We start from the raw sequence: 17,669 nt of genomic DNA on the forward strand, positions 1-17,669 counted from the left end.
GTAGCGACCGCCGTTGCGGCGCGGCGCCTTGGTCACACAATCGCGATCGTCTATGTGCTCCTCGCGGCCGCGGGGCTTCTCGGCGCTTTGTTTGTGCGGCAGCGCCCGCTGGATGTCGCGGCGGTCGTCCTCGGCCTCCTGGTTGTAGCGGCTCCCTTGGGCGGGGTGTTCGTCACCGCCAACGATATGGCGAAGATGCGGCACTACCGCGCGCCCTATCGCCTGGCCGGGGAGTGGCTGCGTGCCCACGTGCCGGAGGATGCTCGCGTGGTCTCGCTGCTTCCGCTTACGCTAGCTTACTATGCGGGCCTCCCCGAACGGCAAGTGCGAGGCTATTTCACCTTCTCCGCCTCAGACTGCGCAGAGTTTGTGGCCGAACTGCGTGAGGAGCGTGTTGACTATGTGCTGTGGGACAGCCAGGCGGCTGCAGAGCGCCGCGTCTACGGAAACGTGCTGCATCGGGTGGACTTGATGCGCTGCCTGTTCTCGGATGAGGGAGATGCGCTGGCTCCGGGCCTTGCCCTGGAGGCAGTGATCTCGGCGGACCACAAGCGGCTGAGGATCTTCCGGGTGGAGCACGCCGGGGAGGCAAGCCTGCTAGGTTCATCGACAACGGTGCCGCGATGAGAGACACTGGGAGAACGACTGTGGGAGGAGAGCAACTGGGGCCGGTGTCGGTGGTGATACCTGCCTTCAACGAGGAGAAGAGCGTCGCGGCTGTGGTGCAAGAGGTGCGCGCCGTGTTGCAGAACCACGGGGTGGAGCACGAGATTATCGTCGTCGACGATGGCTCTTCCGACAACACCGCACAGGCAGCCTTGGCCAGTGGCGCGCACGTGATCCAACACCGGCGGAATCGCGGGTACGGGGCCTCGCTCAAGACAGGCATCCGCGCAGCTCGCCACGAGGTCATTGTGATCACCGATGCCGACGGCACTTACCCCTCAAGAGCAATCCCCGAGTTGCTGACTCGCCTGCAAAGTGCCGACATGGTGGTCGGGGCGCGGGTGAGCGACAACGTGCACATCCCGCTCTTGCGCAGACCAGGAAAGTGGCTGCTCGGGCGTTTGGCAGAGCATATCACCGGCGAGAAAATTCCCGACCTGAACTCCGGACTGCGCGCCTTTCGCAGTCAATGCGTGAACCAGTATTTCCCGATCTTGCCAGACCGCTTCTCTTTTACCACGACCATCACCGTGGCCTTGCTCAGCGATGGCTACCGGGTGGACTATCTGCCCATCGACTATCTCAAGCGACAAGGAAAGTCCAAGATCGTGCCGTGGAATTTCTTCGAATTCGTGGCCCTGGTGCTCCGCCTGTCCATGTCGTTTAATCCGCTGCGGGTCTTCGTGCCGGTCTCCATGTTTTGTTTCCTTTTGGGTGTGATCAAACTGCTCGCGGACGTGGTGTTTGCCGTGATGCGCACTGGCAGTTTCGGTTTCCACCTGCTCACCGAGCCGGTGGTCTCCACGACGGCAGTGGTCTTTCTTCTCTTTGGGCTGCAGATATTGCTCATCGGCATGATGTCAGATGGCTTGGCGCGCAAGATCGCCCAGCGCATCCCTGCGGACTATCAATCTCGGGCAGTAGAAGACCTTGCCCAGGGAAGCCGGAAGGGGGCGTAGTAATGGTCTTGCTTGGCACGCTCCTGCGACGAGAGGGTGTATGTGCGGCTTTGTGGGTGTGGTGAAATACGATAACCAGGCCGCGCCCCTAGGCGAGGAGGTGCTCCAGCCAATGGTGGCACTCCTCCGGCACCGCGGCCCTGATGATCACGGCAGCTACTGGGACGGCACGTGCGGCCTGGCCCATCAACGCCTCAGCATTATCGACTTGAGCGTTGCCGGCCGCCAGCCGATGGGCAACGAAGATGGCAGCGTGTGGATTGCCTACAACGGCGAGATCTACAACTTCCGTGACCTGCGTCGTCAGTACGCTCTTGACCAGAGGCACCGCTTTATCTCCCGCACTGACACCGAGGTCGTGGTGCATCTTTATGAGGAGCTTGGGCAAGAGTGCTTCAAGCAGCTGAACGGCATGTTCGCCATCGCCTTGTGGGATCGGCGGGCACGAAAGCTCTTTCTGGCCCGCGACCCGTATGGGATCAAGCCTCTCTTCTACATGCAATGGCGCGGTGCCCTTTGGTTCGCCTCGGAGATCAAGGCGCTGCTCATGGCGCCGGGCTTCGAGCCGGAACCCAGCCTGGAGGGTCTGTTCCACTTCCTCTCCTTTGACTTTGTCCCGGACAGCCTAACTGCCTTTGCAGGAATTCACGAGCTGCGGCCCGGACATGTGCTTGCCATTGGCCAGGACGGACAGGTGCGGACGGAGCGCTTTTTCGATATCTCCTATGCGGTAAGGCCTGAGATGAAGGAAGAGGAGGCGGTGCAGGAGTCGCTGCGCCTGCTCACTGCGGCGGTGGAGCGCCAGCTCATCGCCGATGTACCAGTGGGTGTGATGCTCTCCGGTGGCATGGACTCCAGTGCCCTTACCGCCCTCATGGCCAAAGTGCGAAGGGATAGCGACTTTCACACTTTCTCCCTGGCATTCGAGGACGAAAGCTTTGACGAGTCGCCCTATGCGCGCACGGTGGTGCAACACCTGCGCACCCACCACCACGAGATTCTCGTGACGCCGGCGCGGGTGCGTGAGCTGCTCCCCCGTTACCTGTGCTACATTGATGAGCCGTACGCCGACGGTTCGGCCATCCCCACGTACCTTCTTGCCGAATGTGCCAAGGAGTATGTCACCGTGTTGCTGTCCGGCGAAGGAGGCGACGAATTCTTCTCCGGGTACGATACCCACTTGGCCTACAAGATGCGTCGCTGGTACCGGATGCTGCCGGCTGCGGTTCGCCGCGGGGTGATTGCCCCATTGGTGAACAGGCTCCCGGTCTCCGACAAGAAGCTCAGCTTCGATTTCAAGGCCAAGCGTTTCGTGTGGGGCGCGGAGATGGACACGCCCACGTCGCACTTTGCATGGCGCGCGGTGCTCGCCGAAGAGGTCAAGCGTCAGGTGCTGCGCGATCCGGAGCGATTCGCATTCGCGCCTTCGGTCAGCTATTTCCAGCGAGCCTTCGCACACTGTGGCGCGAAGGACGAATTGAACCGGCTGCTGTACATCGACTACAGCTTCCACCTGCCCGATGACTTGATGATCAAGAACGACCGGATGACCATGGCCCACTCCCTGGAGGCGAGAGTGCCGTACACGGACAACGAGCTGGTCCGTTTTCTGGCCACGGTGCCCGTCGCGTTGAAGCTGAAGGGGATGCGCAAGAAGCACCTGTTGCGGCGTGCCCTACGGGGGGTGTTGCCTCCAGTGATTTTGAACAAGAAGAAGGTGGGCTTGGAGATGCCCTACTCCCGCTGGCTGAGGGAGGATTTTCGCGACCTGAGTGAGCGGTACTTTGCACCTGCGTACCTGGAAAGCACAGGCCTGTTCAACCCTGAGGGCGTGTGCCGTCTTTGGCAGGAGCATCTTGCTAAGCGTGTGGATCATGGTCGTTTTCTCTGGGGGCTGCTCAACTATCTGCTCTGGCACGAGGCGTACATCACGAGGAGGGACTTCCGTTCGTACCTGAGGGAGCCGCGTCCAGCGCGGCCCCCTGTTGCTTAGCGAGGGAGGAGCACAAGCGCTGGGGAGGAGAGCATGGCACAGCTACCGGATGAGGCTGGCCAGATGGTGGCGGCGACCCGCCGCCATTACGATGCTCACCATTTCATCGAGGGTGGCAGTCCGCGCGTGAGGTGGTGGCGTGCCTTTCTTGCCACCTTTCTGCCGGATGCGGAGGTGCAGGACGCGCTGATCGCAGACGTTGGTTCAAGCGTCGGCGAAATAAGTCGCGGGCTCATCGACCGCGGCGGACGCCTGGTCTGCTTGGATGTGAGCCTGCAGTCGCTGCGCCGGTGTAGAGTCAATAACCCTGAAGCTGTGGTCGTACACGGCAACGCCCTGCAACTGCCCTTTGCCGACGCGAGTTTTGACCATACCATTTCCATTGGGGTGCTTCACCATACGCCTGACTGCCGACTGGGGTTCCACGAGGTGGCCAGGGTGACGGCACCGGGCGGGAGTATTGTGGTGTTCCTGTACAACAAGTGGAGTTTCTACAATTTGGTGTACAACGGCTTTGCTCCGGTGCGCAAGCACGTAGCCTTGACCAGTGTGCCAGAATGGATGGTGAGCCTGATGCAGCCGCTGGTCAAACTGCATCTTGGCCAAAGCCTGAACTCGACAGAGCTGCGCAATCTGGTCGGGGACGCGCTGTGGACACCCCGTGCCACGTTCCATTCTGTGCGAGAGGTGCGCCGATGGGGCATGGTAGAAGGGCTGGACTACCAGGGGTACAGGCGCTTTTTTCTCGGCTATGCCAATGTGTTCCACTTCCGCAAGCCGGGGGAACGGCACGGCACTCTGCGGCGAGAGCCGCAGTTCAAATGCCTCCGATGCGAAGCCTCGCCCATGGTTCAGGAGCCGGAAGCAGTGACGTGTCCTGCGTGCGGTCATTTCTATGCGGTGGAAGAAGGTATCGTCCGTGTCATTGAGTGAACGATGGTGACGTCGCAATCCGCGAAGAGGCGAGTGGCGATTCTCGGCGCCGGGCCCGCCGGGTTGGGGCTCGCCCTGCGGCTCCTGCGCCGGCCTACGCTCGCGGCGGAGGTCGTGGTCGTCGAGCAGGCAGCACAGGTCGGTGGCCTTGCAGGTAGCTTCGAGTCCCACGGCCTCCACTTCGACTATGGCAGCCACCGCTTGCACCCGGCTACCTCGCCGGAGATTCTTGCCGACATACGCGGTCTGCTGGGAGACGACCTTCTCGATCGGCCGCGCAATGGCCGCATCCTGCTGCAGGGGCGCTTTGTAAAGTTCCCCTTGCAGCCGGTGGACTTGATGTTGCACCTTCCCCCGGCATTTGTTGGAGGTTTTCTCCGCGATGTGGTGCTGGCTCCGTGGAGAAAGTGGCGGCTTCGGCAGGAAGGCACGTTCGCCGAGGTACTCCTGCGTGGTCTGGGGCCGACCATGTGCCGTTCGTTTTACTTCCCGTATGCGCGGAAACTGTGGGGCTTGGAGCCGGAGGAAATCGATGCAGTGCAGGCGCAGCGGCGGGTGGCCGCCAGCAACACGGGAAAGCTGGTCAAGAAGGCGCTCAGCCTTCTGCCTGGTCTGCGGCGCCCAGGAGCTGGCCGGTTCTACTACCCGCGGAAAGGCTACGGCCAGATCAGCCAGGCACTGGCCGCGGAGGTGCAGCGGCTTGGCGGCAGGGTCATGCTCAATGCCCAGGTTGCTTCGCTGAGGCCCGTGGACAACATGCGGGGGAAAGTGCAGGTGGAATTTGCGCCCACGCAAGGCGTGCCACAGCGGGAGTTGGAAGTAGATTTCGTCTTTTCGACGATCCCGGTCACGGTCTTACTTTCGCTCCTTCGGCCGCAGGCACCGCCGGAGGTTCGTCGCCAGGCCGAAGGGCTGCGCTACCGGAGCATGCTCCTCCTCTACCTGGTGCTTCGCGCTGAGCGGTTTTCACCATATGACGCACATTATCTGCCCGGGGAGAAGGTGCTTGCTTCGCGGCTTTCTGAGCCCAAGAACTACAGCGGCGCATCTGAGCCTCGGGAGCTCACCGGCCTGTGCGCCGAGATCCCCTGCACATTCGGCGATGCGGTTTGGCAGATGTCGGATCAGGAGCTCGCCAGCAGACTCCTCTTGGACCTGGACCGTGCGGGGTTGCCCGTGAGGGCGCCCATCGTCGCCACCTTCACCCGACGCGTCTCCCACGCTTACCCGGTGTACGACCTTGGGTTCGCGGAGCGGCTGGCGGCAGTGGAACGACACCTGGCTACGGTGCCGCGCGTCATCTCTTTGGGAAGGCAGGGGCTGTTCGCGCACGACAATACGCACCACACGCTGGAGATGGCCTACCGGGCAGCCGATTGCCTCGGGGACGACCTGAGCTGGGATGAGCGAAGCTGGCAACTGCACAGGGAGGCATTCGCCAAACACGTAGTCGAAGATTGAATTCTGTGCAAGCAACGTGAGGACACCTCTGGTTAGCATGCGTCGCGACTTTGCCACATGTCTTCTCGCAATCGTCACCGTGGTGCTGGGCGTTGGCCTCAGTGCTCTCCGATTCGTGCACCTTGAGGCCGATCCCGATACTTCGCTCTCGCGGTCAAGGGTTTTCTACACGGACGAGGGCTACAATTCGTGTAATGCGGTCAACAAGGCGGTGACCGGTCACTGGCTGTGCGACCGCAACAATCATATTCTGCTCATGCCAGTGATGCCAACGGTGCAGTACGCGGTGTTCAAGGTGGCAGGCTTATCGCTGGCCGCGGCGCGCCTGCCAGCTACTTTCCTCTCAGTGCTCACCATGGTGTTGCTGCTGGCGATAGTAAGGCGGCGCGCTAAGGAGGGGCCGCCGTCCGCCCCACTTGAGCGCTGGCTGACGCTTGCCATTGCCGTGTTCCTTCTGGGCACCAACTACTACTTCTTCGTGTACGGGCGATTAGCCCTATTGGACTTGCCCATGACTGCCTTCGGCCTGGCCAGTCTGGTGGTGGTGCACCAGGGCCTTTCTCTTCGGGGCGGGCGGAAGATGCTCTGGCTGTTCGCGGGGGCGGGGGTGCTGCTTGCTCTGGCCGTCCTGACGAAGCCGAGTGCGGCACTTTACGGAACGGCGCTGGTGCTGCTGTTTGTTCTCCAGCTCCTGATGGAGCAGAATGGCCGGCGGAGGCTCCTCCAAGGAATGGTGGTGACCTTCGTGGTGGCGGGTGCACTCGTCGCTATCGCGCGAATCGGTCTTTCGTTAGCGGCAGCCGGCTATCAGGAACTGACGCCCTCGCACTTGGTCACCGACCGCATAGTCATTCATTTGCGCACTATTCTGCGGAACTATGTCAAGTTCTTCAACAATCCGGTAGTCAGGAAGAACGCGCCGCTTCTGGTGTTAGCGTACCTCAACGTGGTGCTCATGGCCTTCCATTCCGCGCGTTCCGGCGTTCTGCGCCTGACCGACCGGGTGATGCTGGCGCTGTTTGCCGCATGCTACCTGTTCTTGGGATTTTTTGTCCATCAAATGCCGCGCTACTTTGTCGTCTTGGTAGTGCCGACCACTTACCTGGTGGCCACGCTGCCGGCCAATGTGCGAGCGCTCTTTCCGACCCGAAGAGGCGCATGGGTGTACAGCGTCGTCGTGCTGCTCATTGTCCTGGCCAATGGCTGGAACCTCGGGCGGCTTGGGTACTATCTCAAGGAGCCGCAGTACACGATGCGCACGGTGGCAGCGCAAATCGCCGAGGAAGTTCGGCGCCACGGAGGAGCTGAGGGCAAGTCGGCGATCCTTTGCGGGGACGTGGCTGCCACCATGGCGCTGGCGAACCGGATGCGATTCGCCTTCGGGCTTGTCTCGAATTCGCGGCCAACCTACTTGTTGGCACAGGGTGAGGTGGCGGTGCCCGGCCGCGAACTGATACTGGTGCGTTCTTTCGACCTGCTCGGCAATTACTACTGCTTCGACTATGGCCGCAGGAAGATGTACTTGTATCGCGTCGGCGACTAAGTGTGGGCTCTCCGCCGGAGCTCAATAGTGGAGGAAGCGACCACAAGACGTGCATCGTCAGAGCGTAAAACCGGCCGCGGGATTTGCTCGATTCGGCCTGCGGACGCCACACCCCGTGCTTGTCGTGGGCGGGCTGCTCTTGCTTGCGCTCGTCTTCCGGCTGGCTTTCTTGCCATTCCGCTGGGTGGGCCCGGACGAGGGCTCCTACCTCATGGACGCCCGCCTAATTCTGGACGGCAAAGTCCCGATCGTTGACTTTGCCGCGCGCCAGCCTCTTTTCTTGTGGCTCCTTGCCGCGCTCTTCAAGCTCATTAGTCCTTCTCTCACCGCAGCCCGCATAATGCTGCTCTCCTGCAACGTGGGCACCGGTCTCCTGGTGTATGCGATAGGCAGGCGTCTCTTTGAGCGGGAGTCGGCGTTGGCAGGAACTGCCGTCTTTCTCCTGTTTCCTTTTTCGGTGGTGTGGTCGCTATCGGTCATCACTGAGACGCTCGCGGTGTTGTTGGCGTGTGCCAGTGCACTGCTGCTCCTCCTGGCCTGGGAAAGGCGCACGGGCCTGGGGTACGCGCTCGCTGCGGGCATGGCGGCAGCTGCGGCGTACTTCACCCGCGAGACCGCAGTATGGGTGATGGCGGTGCTGGTCCTCTACTCGCTCTTTGCGCACCGTTCTCCGTTTCGCAGGAAGGCCACGATAATCGGCGCTCTGGTGCTCGGCTACCTGATTGTGGGTGCGGCGGTCTGGGCCTACTACGCGCGTTATCTCAGCATGCGAGAGTTGGTCTTTTCGCGCCTCAACCCATTGGATGTGGTGTTGTCGCGTATTGCACCGGGGCCCTATTCTATGACCCCTACCACCTCTGAAGCCATTGGCGCGGTGCAAGCCCTGGACGACATCGAGACGTACGTCCACGAGATTTTTGCCTTTGGGCTTTTCGGCTTTGTGGGGGCAATCCTGGCGGTGCCTCTTGCGTGGCGGCGCTCTGCAGATTCCCGTTCTTCGAACACAATGGCGCTTCTGCTGCTCTGGCTGGGCGTGGTGGTCGCCATGTACGCTGTGCGCTTTGCGGCGGTGGAGCAGGTGGTTTTTGCTCGTTATCTGCTGGAGATGCTCCCGCCGCTGGCGCTCCTTTTTGCCTTCAGCCTTGGCAAGCTGTTGCCCATGAAACGAGGGGGGCTGTTCCTTTTCGTTGTCCTGCTGCTGGTGGGGGTCTATGCCGTGCAGCACGCCACATGGCAGCACTTCCCAGGCGCGGGAGTCTACTTTTTGGCGGGCGCGGTGCTGGCAGTGGCTCTGTGGAGCAAGGGCAGGCCAGGGGGAGTCCGCATTGGCATGCTTTCCATTGGCCTGGCTCTTGTGGCGGTGTGGGTGACTTCGCTCCTGAGGGTTCGTCCACCGTTCGGCATAGGCCCGCTGGTGCGCACAGCGGTGGCGATTGCGCTTTGGGTTGGTGCGGTCTGCCTGGTTTGCCGGCGCTCTTCTTCAGGAAGTGGGGAGCATCTCTTTCGCCTTGTGGGGCTCACTCTGGTTCTCTTTGCCTTTCTCTACTCGGTGGGCAAACAAGGTCAGAAAATAGGGCCAAGCTACGAGGGAGTATGGTCGCCGGGTACGGTGACGAAAGCGACTCAGCTCCTGGTCGCAGAGGCAAGGCCTGGCGACGTGGTGCTTTCGGGGGGACAGATTTGGACCTTTCAGGCGGGACTGGACTGCTTTCTGGACATCACACATACCTTGGGGCTCCTGTACGTCCCAGATTCGGTGATGCAACGCGCCCTCACGGAGACGCCACCGCGCTTCATCGTCATGGATGGCTACACCGAGAAGCGCACCAGTCCGCACCGCGAATTACTTGCAAGTAAATTGAGTGCGCTGTATGCGAAAGCGGCGACGGTAGGTGGTTCACCGCATCCGGTGGAAATCTACAGGCTGCGCGACGATGGCAAGCCGGCAGCCGCGCCAAGGACGAACGGTTCTTCTCGATGAGACAGCAGGACGAATGAAGATCGCGATCATGGGCATACGGGGGATTCCGGCCAACTACGGCGGGTTCGAGACTTTTGCCGAAGAGATGGCCCCGCGCTTGGTCAAGTTGGGGCACGAGGTCACCGTGTTCGGCCGTTCCAACAACGTGGACTATCCTCACCCGTTCTACAAAGGGGTGAGGCTGCGCGTGCTGCCGACCATCCGCCACAAGTACCTCGACACGGTGTTCCACACATTGGTCTGCGTCCTGGCAAGTTTCTTCACCCCGTATGATGTGGTTTTGATTTGCAACAGCGCCAACAGCCTCTTTTCCTTCATCCCGCGCCTGACAGGGAAGAAGGTGGTGGTCAACGTCGACGGGTTGGAGTGGAAAAGGAAGAAATGGAACTGGCTGGGGAAAGCCTTTTATCGCGTCTCGGAGGTATTAGCGACGATCCTCCCCAACGCCATTGTCACGGATGCGCGCAGTATTCAGCGATACTATCTGAGCCGGTTTGGGAAGGCCTCCACGTATATTCCCTATGGAGTGCCGGAGGAGCGCGTGCTGAGCAAGGAAGCACTGCAGCGATTTGGCGTCGAGCCACGCCGCTATCTGCTGTACGTGAGTCGCCTGGAGCCAGAGAACAATGCCCACCTGGTGATCGAGGCGTTTGAGAAGGTGCGCACGGACATGCCGCTGCTCATTGTCGGTGACGCTCCGTACAGCCAGGAGTACATCCGCCGCCTGCGTGCTACGCGCGACCCGCGCATTATTTTCACTGGGTATGTGTTTGGGCAGGGTTACAAGGAACTGCAGTCGCACGCCTATCTCTACATTCAAGCTACCGAAGTCGGAGGCACTCACCCAGCTCTTTTGGAAGGCATGGGGTTTGGGAACTGCGTAGTGGCCTTGGATGTGCCTGAACATCGCGAGGTCTTGGGCGATGCCGGCATCTTCTTCGCGGCGCGGCCTTCCGACGACCTGGTGGGCAAGCTGCAGTACCTGGTCGATCACCCGCAGGTGGTGGAGGAATACCGCCATAAGGTCCTGCAACGTGCCCGGGCCTGTTACAGTTGGGACGCCGTGACGCGGAGCTATGAGCGGCTCTTCCGGGCATTGGTGGATGGGAATGCCTTCGTGCGCCACCGCGTGGCGGTTCGCTCGGCAGCGGAGGTGTAAGCGATGAGCACCGGGAACGAGACGCCGCGCATCCTGGCCATTGTGCCGGCGCTGAACGAAGAGCGCAACGTGGGGCGCGTGGTGGCGCAATTGCGCGCTCACCCCCGTGCCATCGACGTGCTGGTGGTGGACGACGGCTCCACTGACAACACCGCGGCAGTAGCTCGGGCCCAAGGGGCACGCGTCATTAGCTTGCCGTTCAACCTGGGCATCGGGGGCGCGGTGCAGACCGGGTTCAAGTATGCGCAGCGGCATGGCTATGACATTGCCGTGCAAGTGGACGGGGACGGTCAGCACGACGTGCGCGAGATCGACAAGCTGCTGGAGCCCGTGTTGTCGGGCGAGGCGGATGTGGTCATCGGCTCGCGCTATAAGGGAGCCGTTACTTACAGAGCTCCTTTCATGCGGCGGGTGGGCATGGTCATCTTCGCGCTGGTCAATTCGCTCATCATCAGGCAGAGGGTGGCCGACAACACTTCTGGCTTCCGCGCCTTCAATCGGCGGGCCATCTTGTTCCTGGCGCGTGACTACCCTGCAGACTACCCGGAACCTGAAGCGGTGGTGCTTCTTGGCCGCTCCGGCTTCCGGTTGATGGAGGTGGCTGTCAACATGAATCAACGTCTGCACGGTCGCTCCTCCATCGATTCGTTTCAGGCGATGTACTTCATGATCAAGGTGCTGTTGGCAGTGGTGGTGGATTTGTTTCGTTATTCACCGCAGCGAGGGGAGCAGGTGCCATGAACATGCGCATTCAGATAATCGCCATCGCGGGAAGCCTGCTCATCGCAGGCTTCATCTTCGAATTGATTAGGAAGCGCAAGCTGCTGGAGCGGTATTCCTTGCTTTGGTTCGGTTCGGCGCTGGTCATGGTAATTCTGTCCATCTGGCGTGGCCTGTTGGATAAGGCTGCCGCCCTCATGGGCGTCTACTATGCCCCGTCGGCGCTGTTCATTGTGGCTCTTGGCTGCGGCGTGGTCCTGTTTGTGCACTTTACCATCGTCATCTCCGGCCTGAGCGAGCAGAACAAGGTGCTTGCCCAAGAAGTGGGGCTGCTGCGGGAAGAGTTGGCATGCCTGCGAGAGATCGTGGGACAAGGCGCTTCGGCCAGAGGCGGCGCAGAGGGAGAGGCATAGCGTGTACACCGGCCTGCTGACCTGGGTGCGGCAGAGTCTGCGCGCACCGTGGAAGGTTGCAGTTCTGGTGGGCGCCTTAGCGTTCATGGTCAGGGCCGGTTTTGCGCTGACGCTGGAGGAACGCTGGTACTTTTACGACACAGTTCACTACGACGCCGCTGCGCGCAGCCTGCTTCGCGGCGAAGGATTTCGCTACGAACGACCGTTCTTCGGCACGACCGCGTACAGCTTGGAGCCTCTTTACCCGTTGTTTCTGGCTGGCAACTATGCGCTATTCGGGCGATGGTTTTCGGCCGTGCGCATAGTGCAGGCAGTGCTTGGGGCGCTAACCTGCGTGCTGGTTTTTTTCCTGGCAGCGCAGCTTTTTGACCGAAAGGCAGCGGCACTGGCCGGCTTCGTGTGTGCCATCTACCCGCACCTGATTTTTGTCAGCAATTTGCTCTATCCGGAGCAGCTCTTCACGCTGCTCTTGGCGGGGGGCATGTGGTACGTGGTAAAGTACTCCCGTTCGGCCAAGACGGGATACGTCTTCGGCATGGCCGTCCTCTTAGGGCTGGCCGCCCTTGCCAAGGGGATTGCCGTGTCGCTCTTGCCGGTGCTGGCGCTGTGGGGGTTGCTCTTCGCACCCGTGGGCGCGAAGCGCCGTTTTGGGCATGTGGCCCTTCTGGTCGTGGTAACCGCGGTAGTATTGCTCCCATGGAGCCTCAGGAACTACCGAGTGTTCGGCAAGATAGCTCCGGTGCGTGCGCACGCCACCATGGTCCTCGACGAGCGATTTGCTCAGAAAGATGAACCGTTGGTTTCCCAATGGCTTCACGGCAAAGTGACCACCGGACGCTTTGCGCTGCGGTACCTGCAAGAGTTCGCGCACTTCTGGACGCCATCGTTAGGACGCTTGCAGAGCCGCAATGAGTTCACGACCCGTTGGGCAAACGTGGTGAGCGTTCTGGCCGCCGGTCCGGTGCTCTGCCTGGCGTTAGTCGGAGTCTGGTGCTGCCGTAGGCGAGTGAGAGATGTCGTCCCTCTCCTGCTCGTGGTGCTCACTTTCGCCTGTAGCTACTCATTCTTCCTCACCCACGTGCGCTATCGCTTGCCGGTTGAGCCCTACCTCATCATTTTGGCAAGCGTCGGTTGGTGGTGCGTATGGGGGAGAATGAGGCCCGGAGAGCGAAGGGCTTTGGCTGCCCCTTTTTTGCGGCCGGATGATAATGGAACATGAAAGAGCGCCTTGTCAAAAACTTTGCGGGCGGCAATTGGCTGCTGATGGCGATCCTGGTGGTCGCCTTGGGTCTGCGTCTCCTCGGCATTCAGTTCGGCAAGCCATTCCGCTATCATCCCGATGAGATCAAGCTCGTCGTACAGGCAGGACGGTTGCTGGAGCCTGGGGGACGGAGCACGGAGGGCCTTTTCGGCTTAGGCTCCTATCCTCCTTTGTACACCTATCTGCTGGCGCTCGTGTACGGCGGGTACGGGGCCGTAGGGGTGGCTTTGGGCGTCTTTAGGACGGCGACGGCGTTCAAGGAGTTTTACTACGTCAACACCTTCACCTTTCACCTCATCGGCAGGGTGGTGACGGCCATGCTTGGCACCGCTACCGTCTTACTTGTCTATTCCTTGGGGGCCCGGGCCTACAACCGGCGAGTCGGCCTGCTCGCCGCAGCATTTTGTGCGACGGTTTTCTTGCATGTCCGCAATTCCCACTACGTGACCGTGGACGTGCCGGCGACCTTCATGGCGACCGCTGCCTTCTTGGGCGCGGTGCTCGTGGCACAGCGAGGTAGATGGCCAGAGGTGGTTGCAGGTGGGTTGCTCACCGGCTTGGCTGCAGCCACCAAGTACAACGTCGGTTTGGTGGCGGTGCCCTTCGTGCTGGCTTTGCTCATGCGCGGGAACAAAGAGGGAAGAGGTTTCGCTGCTGCAGTTCGGGATCCGGCCCTCTACGTGGGTCTGGCTTCTGTCGCCGTGGGTTTCGTGATGGGCTGCCCTTTGGTCGTGGCCGATCCGCAACGATTTCTGCGAGGCTTCTTCACCTACAGCGACCTGCAGGCCCAGGGCAAAGTAGGCGTTGGGGGAGGGTTTTTCGCCTATTTTACCGGTGGGCTTTCGCCAGGCTACGGGGTGTTCAGCCACAACTCGGTGCCTGCGGCCATCGGTCCGGTGCTCATGGTGCTCGGCCTCATTGGCATGCTGCGCCTCTTGCTGCGCCCGACCCGCACGAATCTGCTGCTCATTTCATTCGTGGTGCCTTACTACCTGTTGATTGGTTTGGTCAACTACAAGACCATGCGCCAGTTTCTCCCTTTGGTGCCGTTCTTCACACTTGCAGCCGCGGCCCTTGTGGACGGGTTGATGGCCCAGGTGCGCATGCAGTCCAAGTGGCGCGACTTTGCCTGGGCGGTCATCGTGGCCAGCGCTGTGGCGCCGGAGCTCTACAAAGATCTGCGCTGGGCCCTTGTCATGCGGAGTCCCGACCCGCGCACTCTGGCCAAGGCCTGGATCGAAGAGCACGTGCCGGCCGGGACGGTGATCGCCGTAGAGAAATATGGGCCGCCGCTTTTGGACCAAGACGACCCCAAGGCCACTCTGCGCGTGCGGTCAGGTCACTACCGTTGCACCTACCAGATAGTGGACAGCCAAACGCGGCTTTCCTTTGGCTACCGGGGTGAACCGGATAGTCTTCTTCCGGTGCAGGACTACCTGGCCAGCAGGGGGGCAGAGTACTTCGTTGAGGATTCGTTCACGCGTGGCAGCTTCTATCTGGCCCTTTCAGAGAAGAGCTTCCCGCGTTTGGTGGGACACAGGAGAGCCTTTTACTCCTGGCTGGAGCACGAAGCAGAGAAGGTGGCGAGGTTCGCGCCGGAACATACCTGGGCGAACCTCTTCCCAACGATAGTGGTGTATAGGCTCCCTGGGGCTGCTGCAGGGCGACACTTCGGCCAGGCCTCGCATGGGCGTGCAGAGGCGGGACAGCATGACGTGGGGTTGCGATGACAGGCGTTGGTGATCGCGGTCATGAACCAGATTAGGGTCCTCTACTTCCTCCTGGCCTTTTGTGGCACTGTCACGCAAGGATTGTGGGTGGCCCCGCTCAACACGGAGGCCATTCTCATCCTGGATATCCCCCTCGTGCTGCTCTTTGTGCTCGGCCACAATCGGCGCCCGCTGAGTCCGGAGATAAGGCGCATTCTTCCCGTGATGGCGGTCTTTCTCCTCTGGCCGGTGGTTGCCATACCGGGAGCAGTGGACAAACAGGCTGCCGTGGCCAGCATGATCACCAACGTCCGGGCACTCCTCATCTGTCTGGCCGTGCTCCTGTTTGTGAACACGCGCAAGGACATGGAGGCCCTTCTGGCTGGTGTGAGTGCAGGGCTGCTCTTTCAGGGAACGGTGGCGGTGCTGCAGTTCAGGTTCGGCTACGTGGGCCTGGGCTTTCTGGGTGAAGGGGGTAGGTCGTGGCGCGCCGGCGGCACACTGGGGCATCCCAATGTGCTGGCCATGTATGCCATGATGCTCAGCCCCCTTGCCTATCGCATGGCAGCTTTCGGCCGGGGCAAGTACCGGTGGTTCTTCCTCGCCGCGTTTCTGGTCGGCGTGGCGGCGCTTTTCGCCTCGCAGGGACGCGCCTGCTGGCTCGGTTTCGCTCTGTCCATGATTCTTTTCTTTCTGTGGGACGTGCGGAAGAAGCGCATCGTCTCGCGCCGGACCATCGCCGTCTGGGTGCTCCTTGCCGCAGTGGGGATTGCTGGCGGCTACAAGTACCGGTCAATCCTCACGTCGCGCTTCACCGGCGCCGAGGAGGAACTTGTGGGGCAAAAGACCTCCAGCCGAATGTACTTGGCCAAAGACGCGCTGCGCATCATCAGGCAACATCCGGCAGTGGGAGTGGGGCTGGAAAACTACAAGCTGCATGCGGGCGAGGAGATCATGGGCGACAAGTTTGTGCATTGCTCCTACCTGCTGGTGGCTGCGGAGGCGGGTGTTCCCGGCCTGGTGCTCTTCCTCCTCGTGCTGGGCATGATGCTCACGTTTACGTGGCGACTGGCACGCTGGAATGATCCTTTTGTGGCCAATGTGGGAACCGGAATTATGACGGCCATGGTCGGCCTCACCATCGCATTGCTCCCTTCGCCCGACTACCGGATTGTCTGGGTGAAGAACCATGTGTGGCTGCTCTTTGGCATAAGCCTCGCCTTGGGCAAGATTGCGTACGGGGATGAGCGCCGCATGCGCCGCTTGTTGGCCATGCAGCTCCTCCGGCGCAAAGGTGAGGTGGGAGGTCCACCCCCAGCTTTGGGTGGCAAAGGGGGAACGGTCTTGTGACTATTAGCACGGCAGGGCGACGCATAGGAAGGAACGGAGAGTAGGGATGAGAATTCTCGGCATCTTTGACGACCACAACTGCGGGACCGCCATCATCGAGGATGGGAAGATAATCTGTGCCATCGAGGAAGAACGGCTGTCGCGGATCAAGTTGCACAATGGCAATTCGAAAGACGGCCCAGTGCGCCTGAGTCTGCGCGAGTGCTTGCGTCTGACCAATTCTGACCGGAGCAACATCGATCGCATCGCCGCGGCCATAGCTCCGCCACGCGAGCTGATGGCTTATGTGCTCAAGGACCTCCTGCGGCACAAGAACCCGCGCTGGCTGTTGGCGTCATTAGTCAGCAAGTCGGTGCGCTGGGATCGATACTTTCTCTTCTATCCCTATTTCTACAACGCGCGGCGCATCAGAAAGCTGAAGGGGCTCCTCCGCGAAGTGGGATTGGACGGGCTGCCCATCGACTTTATGGACCACCACACGGCGCATGCGGCCTCTGCCTACTACGCCTCCGGGCGCACCCGGGCGCTCATTGTCACCTTGGACGGGCAGGGGGACGGCCTCTGCGGCAAGGTCTACTTAGGCGAAAATGGCCGGCTGCGCCTTCTAAAGGAAGTGCCCAGCTATCACTCCATCGGCCTGTTCTACAACTTCATTACCTGGCTCTTAGGCTTCAAGCCCATGCGCCACGAGGGCAAGATCACCGGCTTGGCGGCTCATGGCACCTACGAGACGACCAAGCACATATTCGAACAACTGTTCGCGCTGAACGACAACGAGTTTCGCTATCTGTTAGCGGAGCGCCTCTACCAGCACGCTTATCCTCATCGCAGCAACTATGTCAAGTTCAAAAAGGCGGTGCCGCCGGAACTGCTGACCTACCCGCCGGAACAGATCGCAGCAGGGGTGCAGGGCATAAGCGAGCGCCTGGTCAGCCAGTACGTGGACGCAGTTCTGCAAGAGACAGGCCCGATCGACGTCTGCTTGGCAGGCGGGGTGTTTGCCAATGTGCGCATCAACCAGAAGGTGGCCGAGCTTCCCAATGCCCAGTCGGTGTTCATCTTCCCGGCAATGGGTGACGGTGGCCTGTGCGCCGGGGCTGCCCTCTATTCGTACTACCAACACCTCGGCTTCCCGGAGCTGGACAGCATTCCCCAGCTTCAGGACGTGTACCTGGGGCCGGAGTTCACTGAGGAGCAAATTTTAGCGGAAATCAAAAAGGCGGGACTGAAGTACACGTTCCATGAAGACATCGAATCGGTGATCGCCGATCTCTTGGCGCAAGGGAAAGTGGTGGCGCGTTTCAACGGCAGGATGGAATACGGGCCGCGCGCCCTGGGCAATCGTTCGATCCTGTATCAGGCCACTGATCCAACCGTGAACGATTGGCTCAACCATCGCCTGCGTCGCACGGAGTTCATGCCATTTGCGCCGGCGACCCTTGCCGAGGAGGCCCATTTGTGCTACAGGAACGTAGGCCGCAACGACTTTCCTGCCAAGTTCATGACCATTACGTTCGACTG

Annotated in this window: 14 protein-coding genes; all 14 read left to right on the forward strand. The window is 60.9% G+C overall.

The annotated features are described in order from the left end of the window. The coding region (locus H5U38_01330; protein MBC7185655.1) for a hypothetical protein at positions 1-627 on the forward strand (627 nt) is incomplete at its 5' end. Between the two features lie 20 nt (positions 628-647). Next, positions 648-1,625 carry a glycosyltransferase family 2 protein gene (locus H5U38_01335; GenBank protein MBC7185656.1) on the forward strand — a complete coding sequence of 326 codons (978 nt, stop codon included), beginning with the start codon at positions 648-650 and terminating at the stop codon, positions 1,623-1,625. A 40-nt stretch (positions 1,626-1,665) separates the two neighbouring features. Next, on the forward strand, positions 1,666-3,618 hold the full coding sequence (gene asnB / locus H5U38_01340; protein MBC7185657.1) for an asparagine synthase (glutamine-hydrolyzing): 1,953 nt from the start codon (positions 1,666-1,668) through the stop codon (positions 3,616-3,618). A gap of 33 nt (positions 3,619-3,651) precedes the next feature. After that, positions 3,652-4,551 (forward strand): class I SAM-dependent methyltransferase, encoded by a 900-nt coding sequence (locus tag H5U38_01345; GenBank protein ID MBC7185658.1) that lies wholly within the window; start codon positions 3,652-3,654, stop codon positions 4,549-4,551. Positions 4,552-4,554: 3 nt separating this feature from the next. Continuing rightward, complete coding sequence (locus H5U38_01350; GenBank protein MBC7185659.1) at positions 4,555-6,012, forward strand: FAD-dependent oxidoreductase; 1,458 nt, start codon at positions 4,555-4,557, stop codon at positions 6,010-6,012. Between the two features lie 37 nt (positions 6,013-6,049). Further along, complete coding sequence (locus H5U38_01355; protein ID MBC7185660.1) at positions 6,050-7,555, forward strand: glycosyltransferase family 39 protein; 1,506 nt, start codon at positions 6,050-6,052, stop codon at positions 7,553-7,555. 49 nt (positions 7,556-7,604) lie between these two features. Further along, positions 7,605-9,536, forward strand: coding sequence for a glycosyltransferase family 39 protein (locus tag H5U38_01360; protein MBC7185661.1), 1,932 nt, complete (start codon positions 7,605-7,607; stop codon positions 9,534-9,536). 13 nt (positions 9,537-9,549) lie between these two features. Beyond that, positions 9,550-10,695, forward strand: coding sequence for a glycosyltransferase (locus H5U38_01365; GenBank protein ID MBC7185662.1), 1,146 nt, complete (start codon positions 9,550-9,552; stop codon positions 10,693-10,695). Between the two features lie 3 nt (positions 10,696-10,698). Next, positions 10,699-11,436, forward strand: a complete 738-nt coding sequence (locus tag H5U38_01370; GenBank protein ID MBC7185663.1) for a glycosyltransferase family 2 protein — start codon at positions 10,699-10,701, stop codon at positions 11,434-11,436. Continuing rightward, the gene (locus tag H5U38_01375) at positions 11,433-11,828 is read left to right on the forward strand and encodes a DUF2304 domain-containing protein (GenBank protein MBC7185664.1); all 396 of its coding nucleotides are present in this window, start codon (positions 11,433-11,435) and stop codon (positions 11,826-11,828) included. Before H5U38_01370 ends, H5U38_01375 begins: the two co-directional genes overlap by 4 nt. A gap of 1 nt (position 11,829) precedes the next feature. Continuing rightward, complete coding sequence (locus tag H5U38_01380; protein MBC7185665.1) at positions 11,830-13,047, forward strand: glycosyltransferase family 39 protein; 1,218 nt, start codon at positions 11,830-11,832, stop codon at positions 13,045-13,047. Next, complete coding sequence (locus H5U38_01385) at positions 13,044-14,819, forward strand: glycosyltransferase family 39 protein (protein ID MBC7185666.1); 1,776 nt, start codon at positions 13,044-13,046, stop codon at positions 14,817-14,819. Before H5U38_01380 ends, H5U38_01385 begins: the two co-directional genes overlap by 4 nt. A 21-nt stretch (positions 14,820-14,840) precedes the next feature. Further along, positions 14,841-16,148, forward strand: coding sequence for an O-antigen ligase family protein (locus tag H5U38_01390; GenBank protein ID MBC7185667.1), 1,308 nt, complete (start codon positions 14,841-14,843; stop codon positions 16,146-16,148). Positions 16,149-16,194: 46 nt separating this feature from the next. Continuing rightward, positions 16,195-17,669 (forward strand): hypothetical protein (locus H5U38_01395; GenBank protein ID MBC7185668.1); only part of this gene is annotated, 1,475 nt, incomplete at its 3' end.

Source organism: Calditrichota bacterium, assembly GCA_014359355.1.
Taxonomy (GTDB): Bacteria; Zhuqueibacterota; Zhuqueibacteria; order JANLFK01; family Oleimicrobiaceae; genus Oleimicrobium.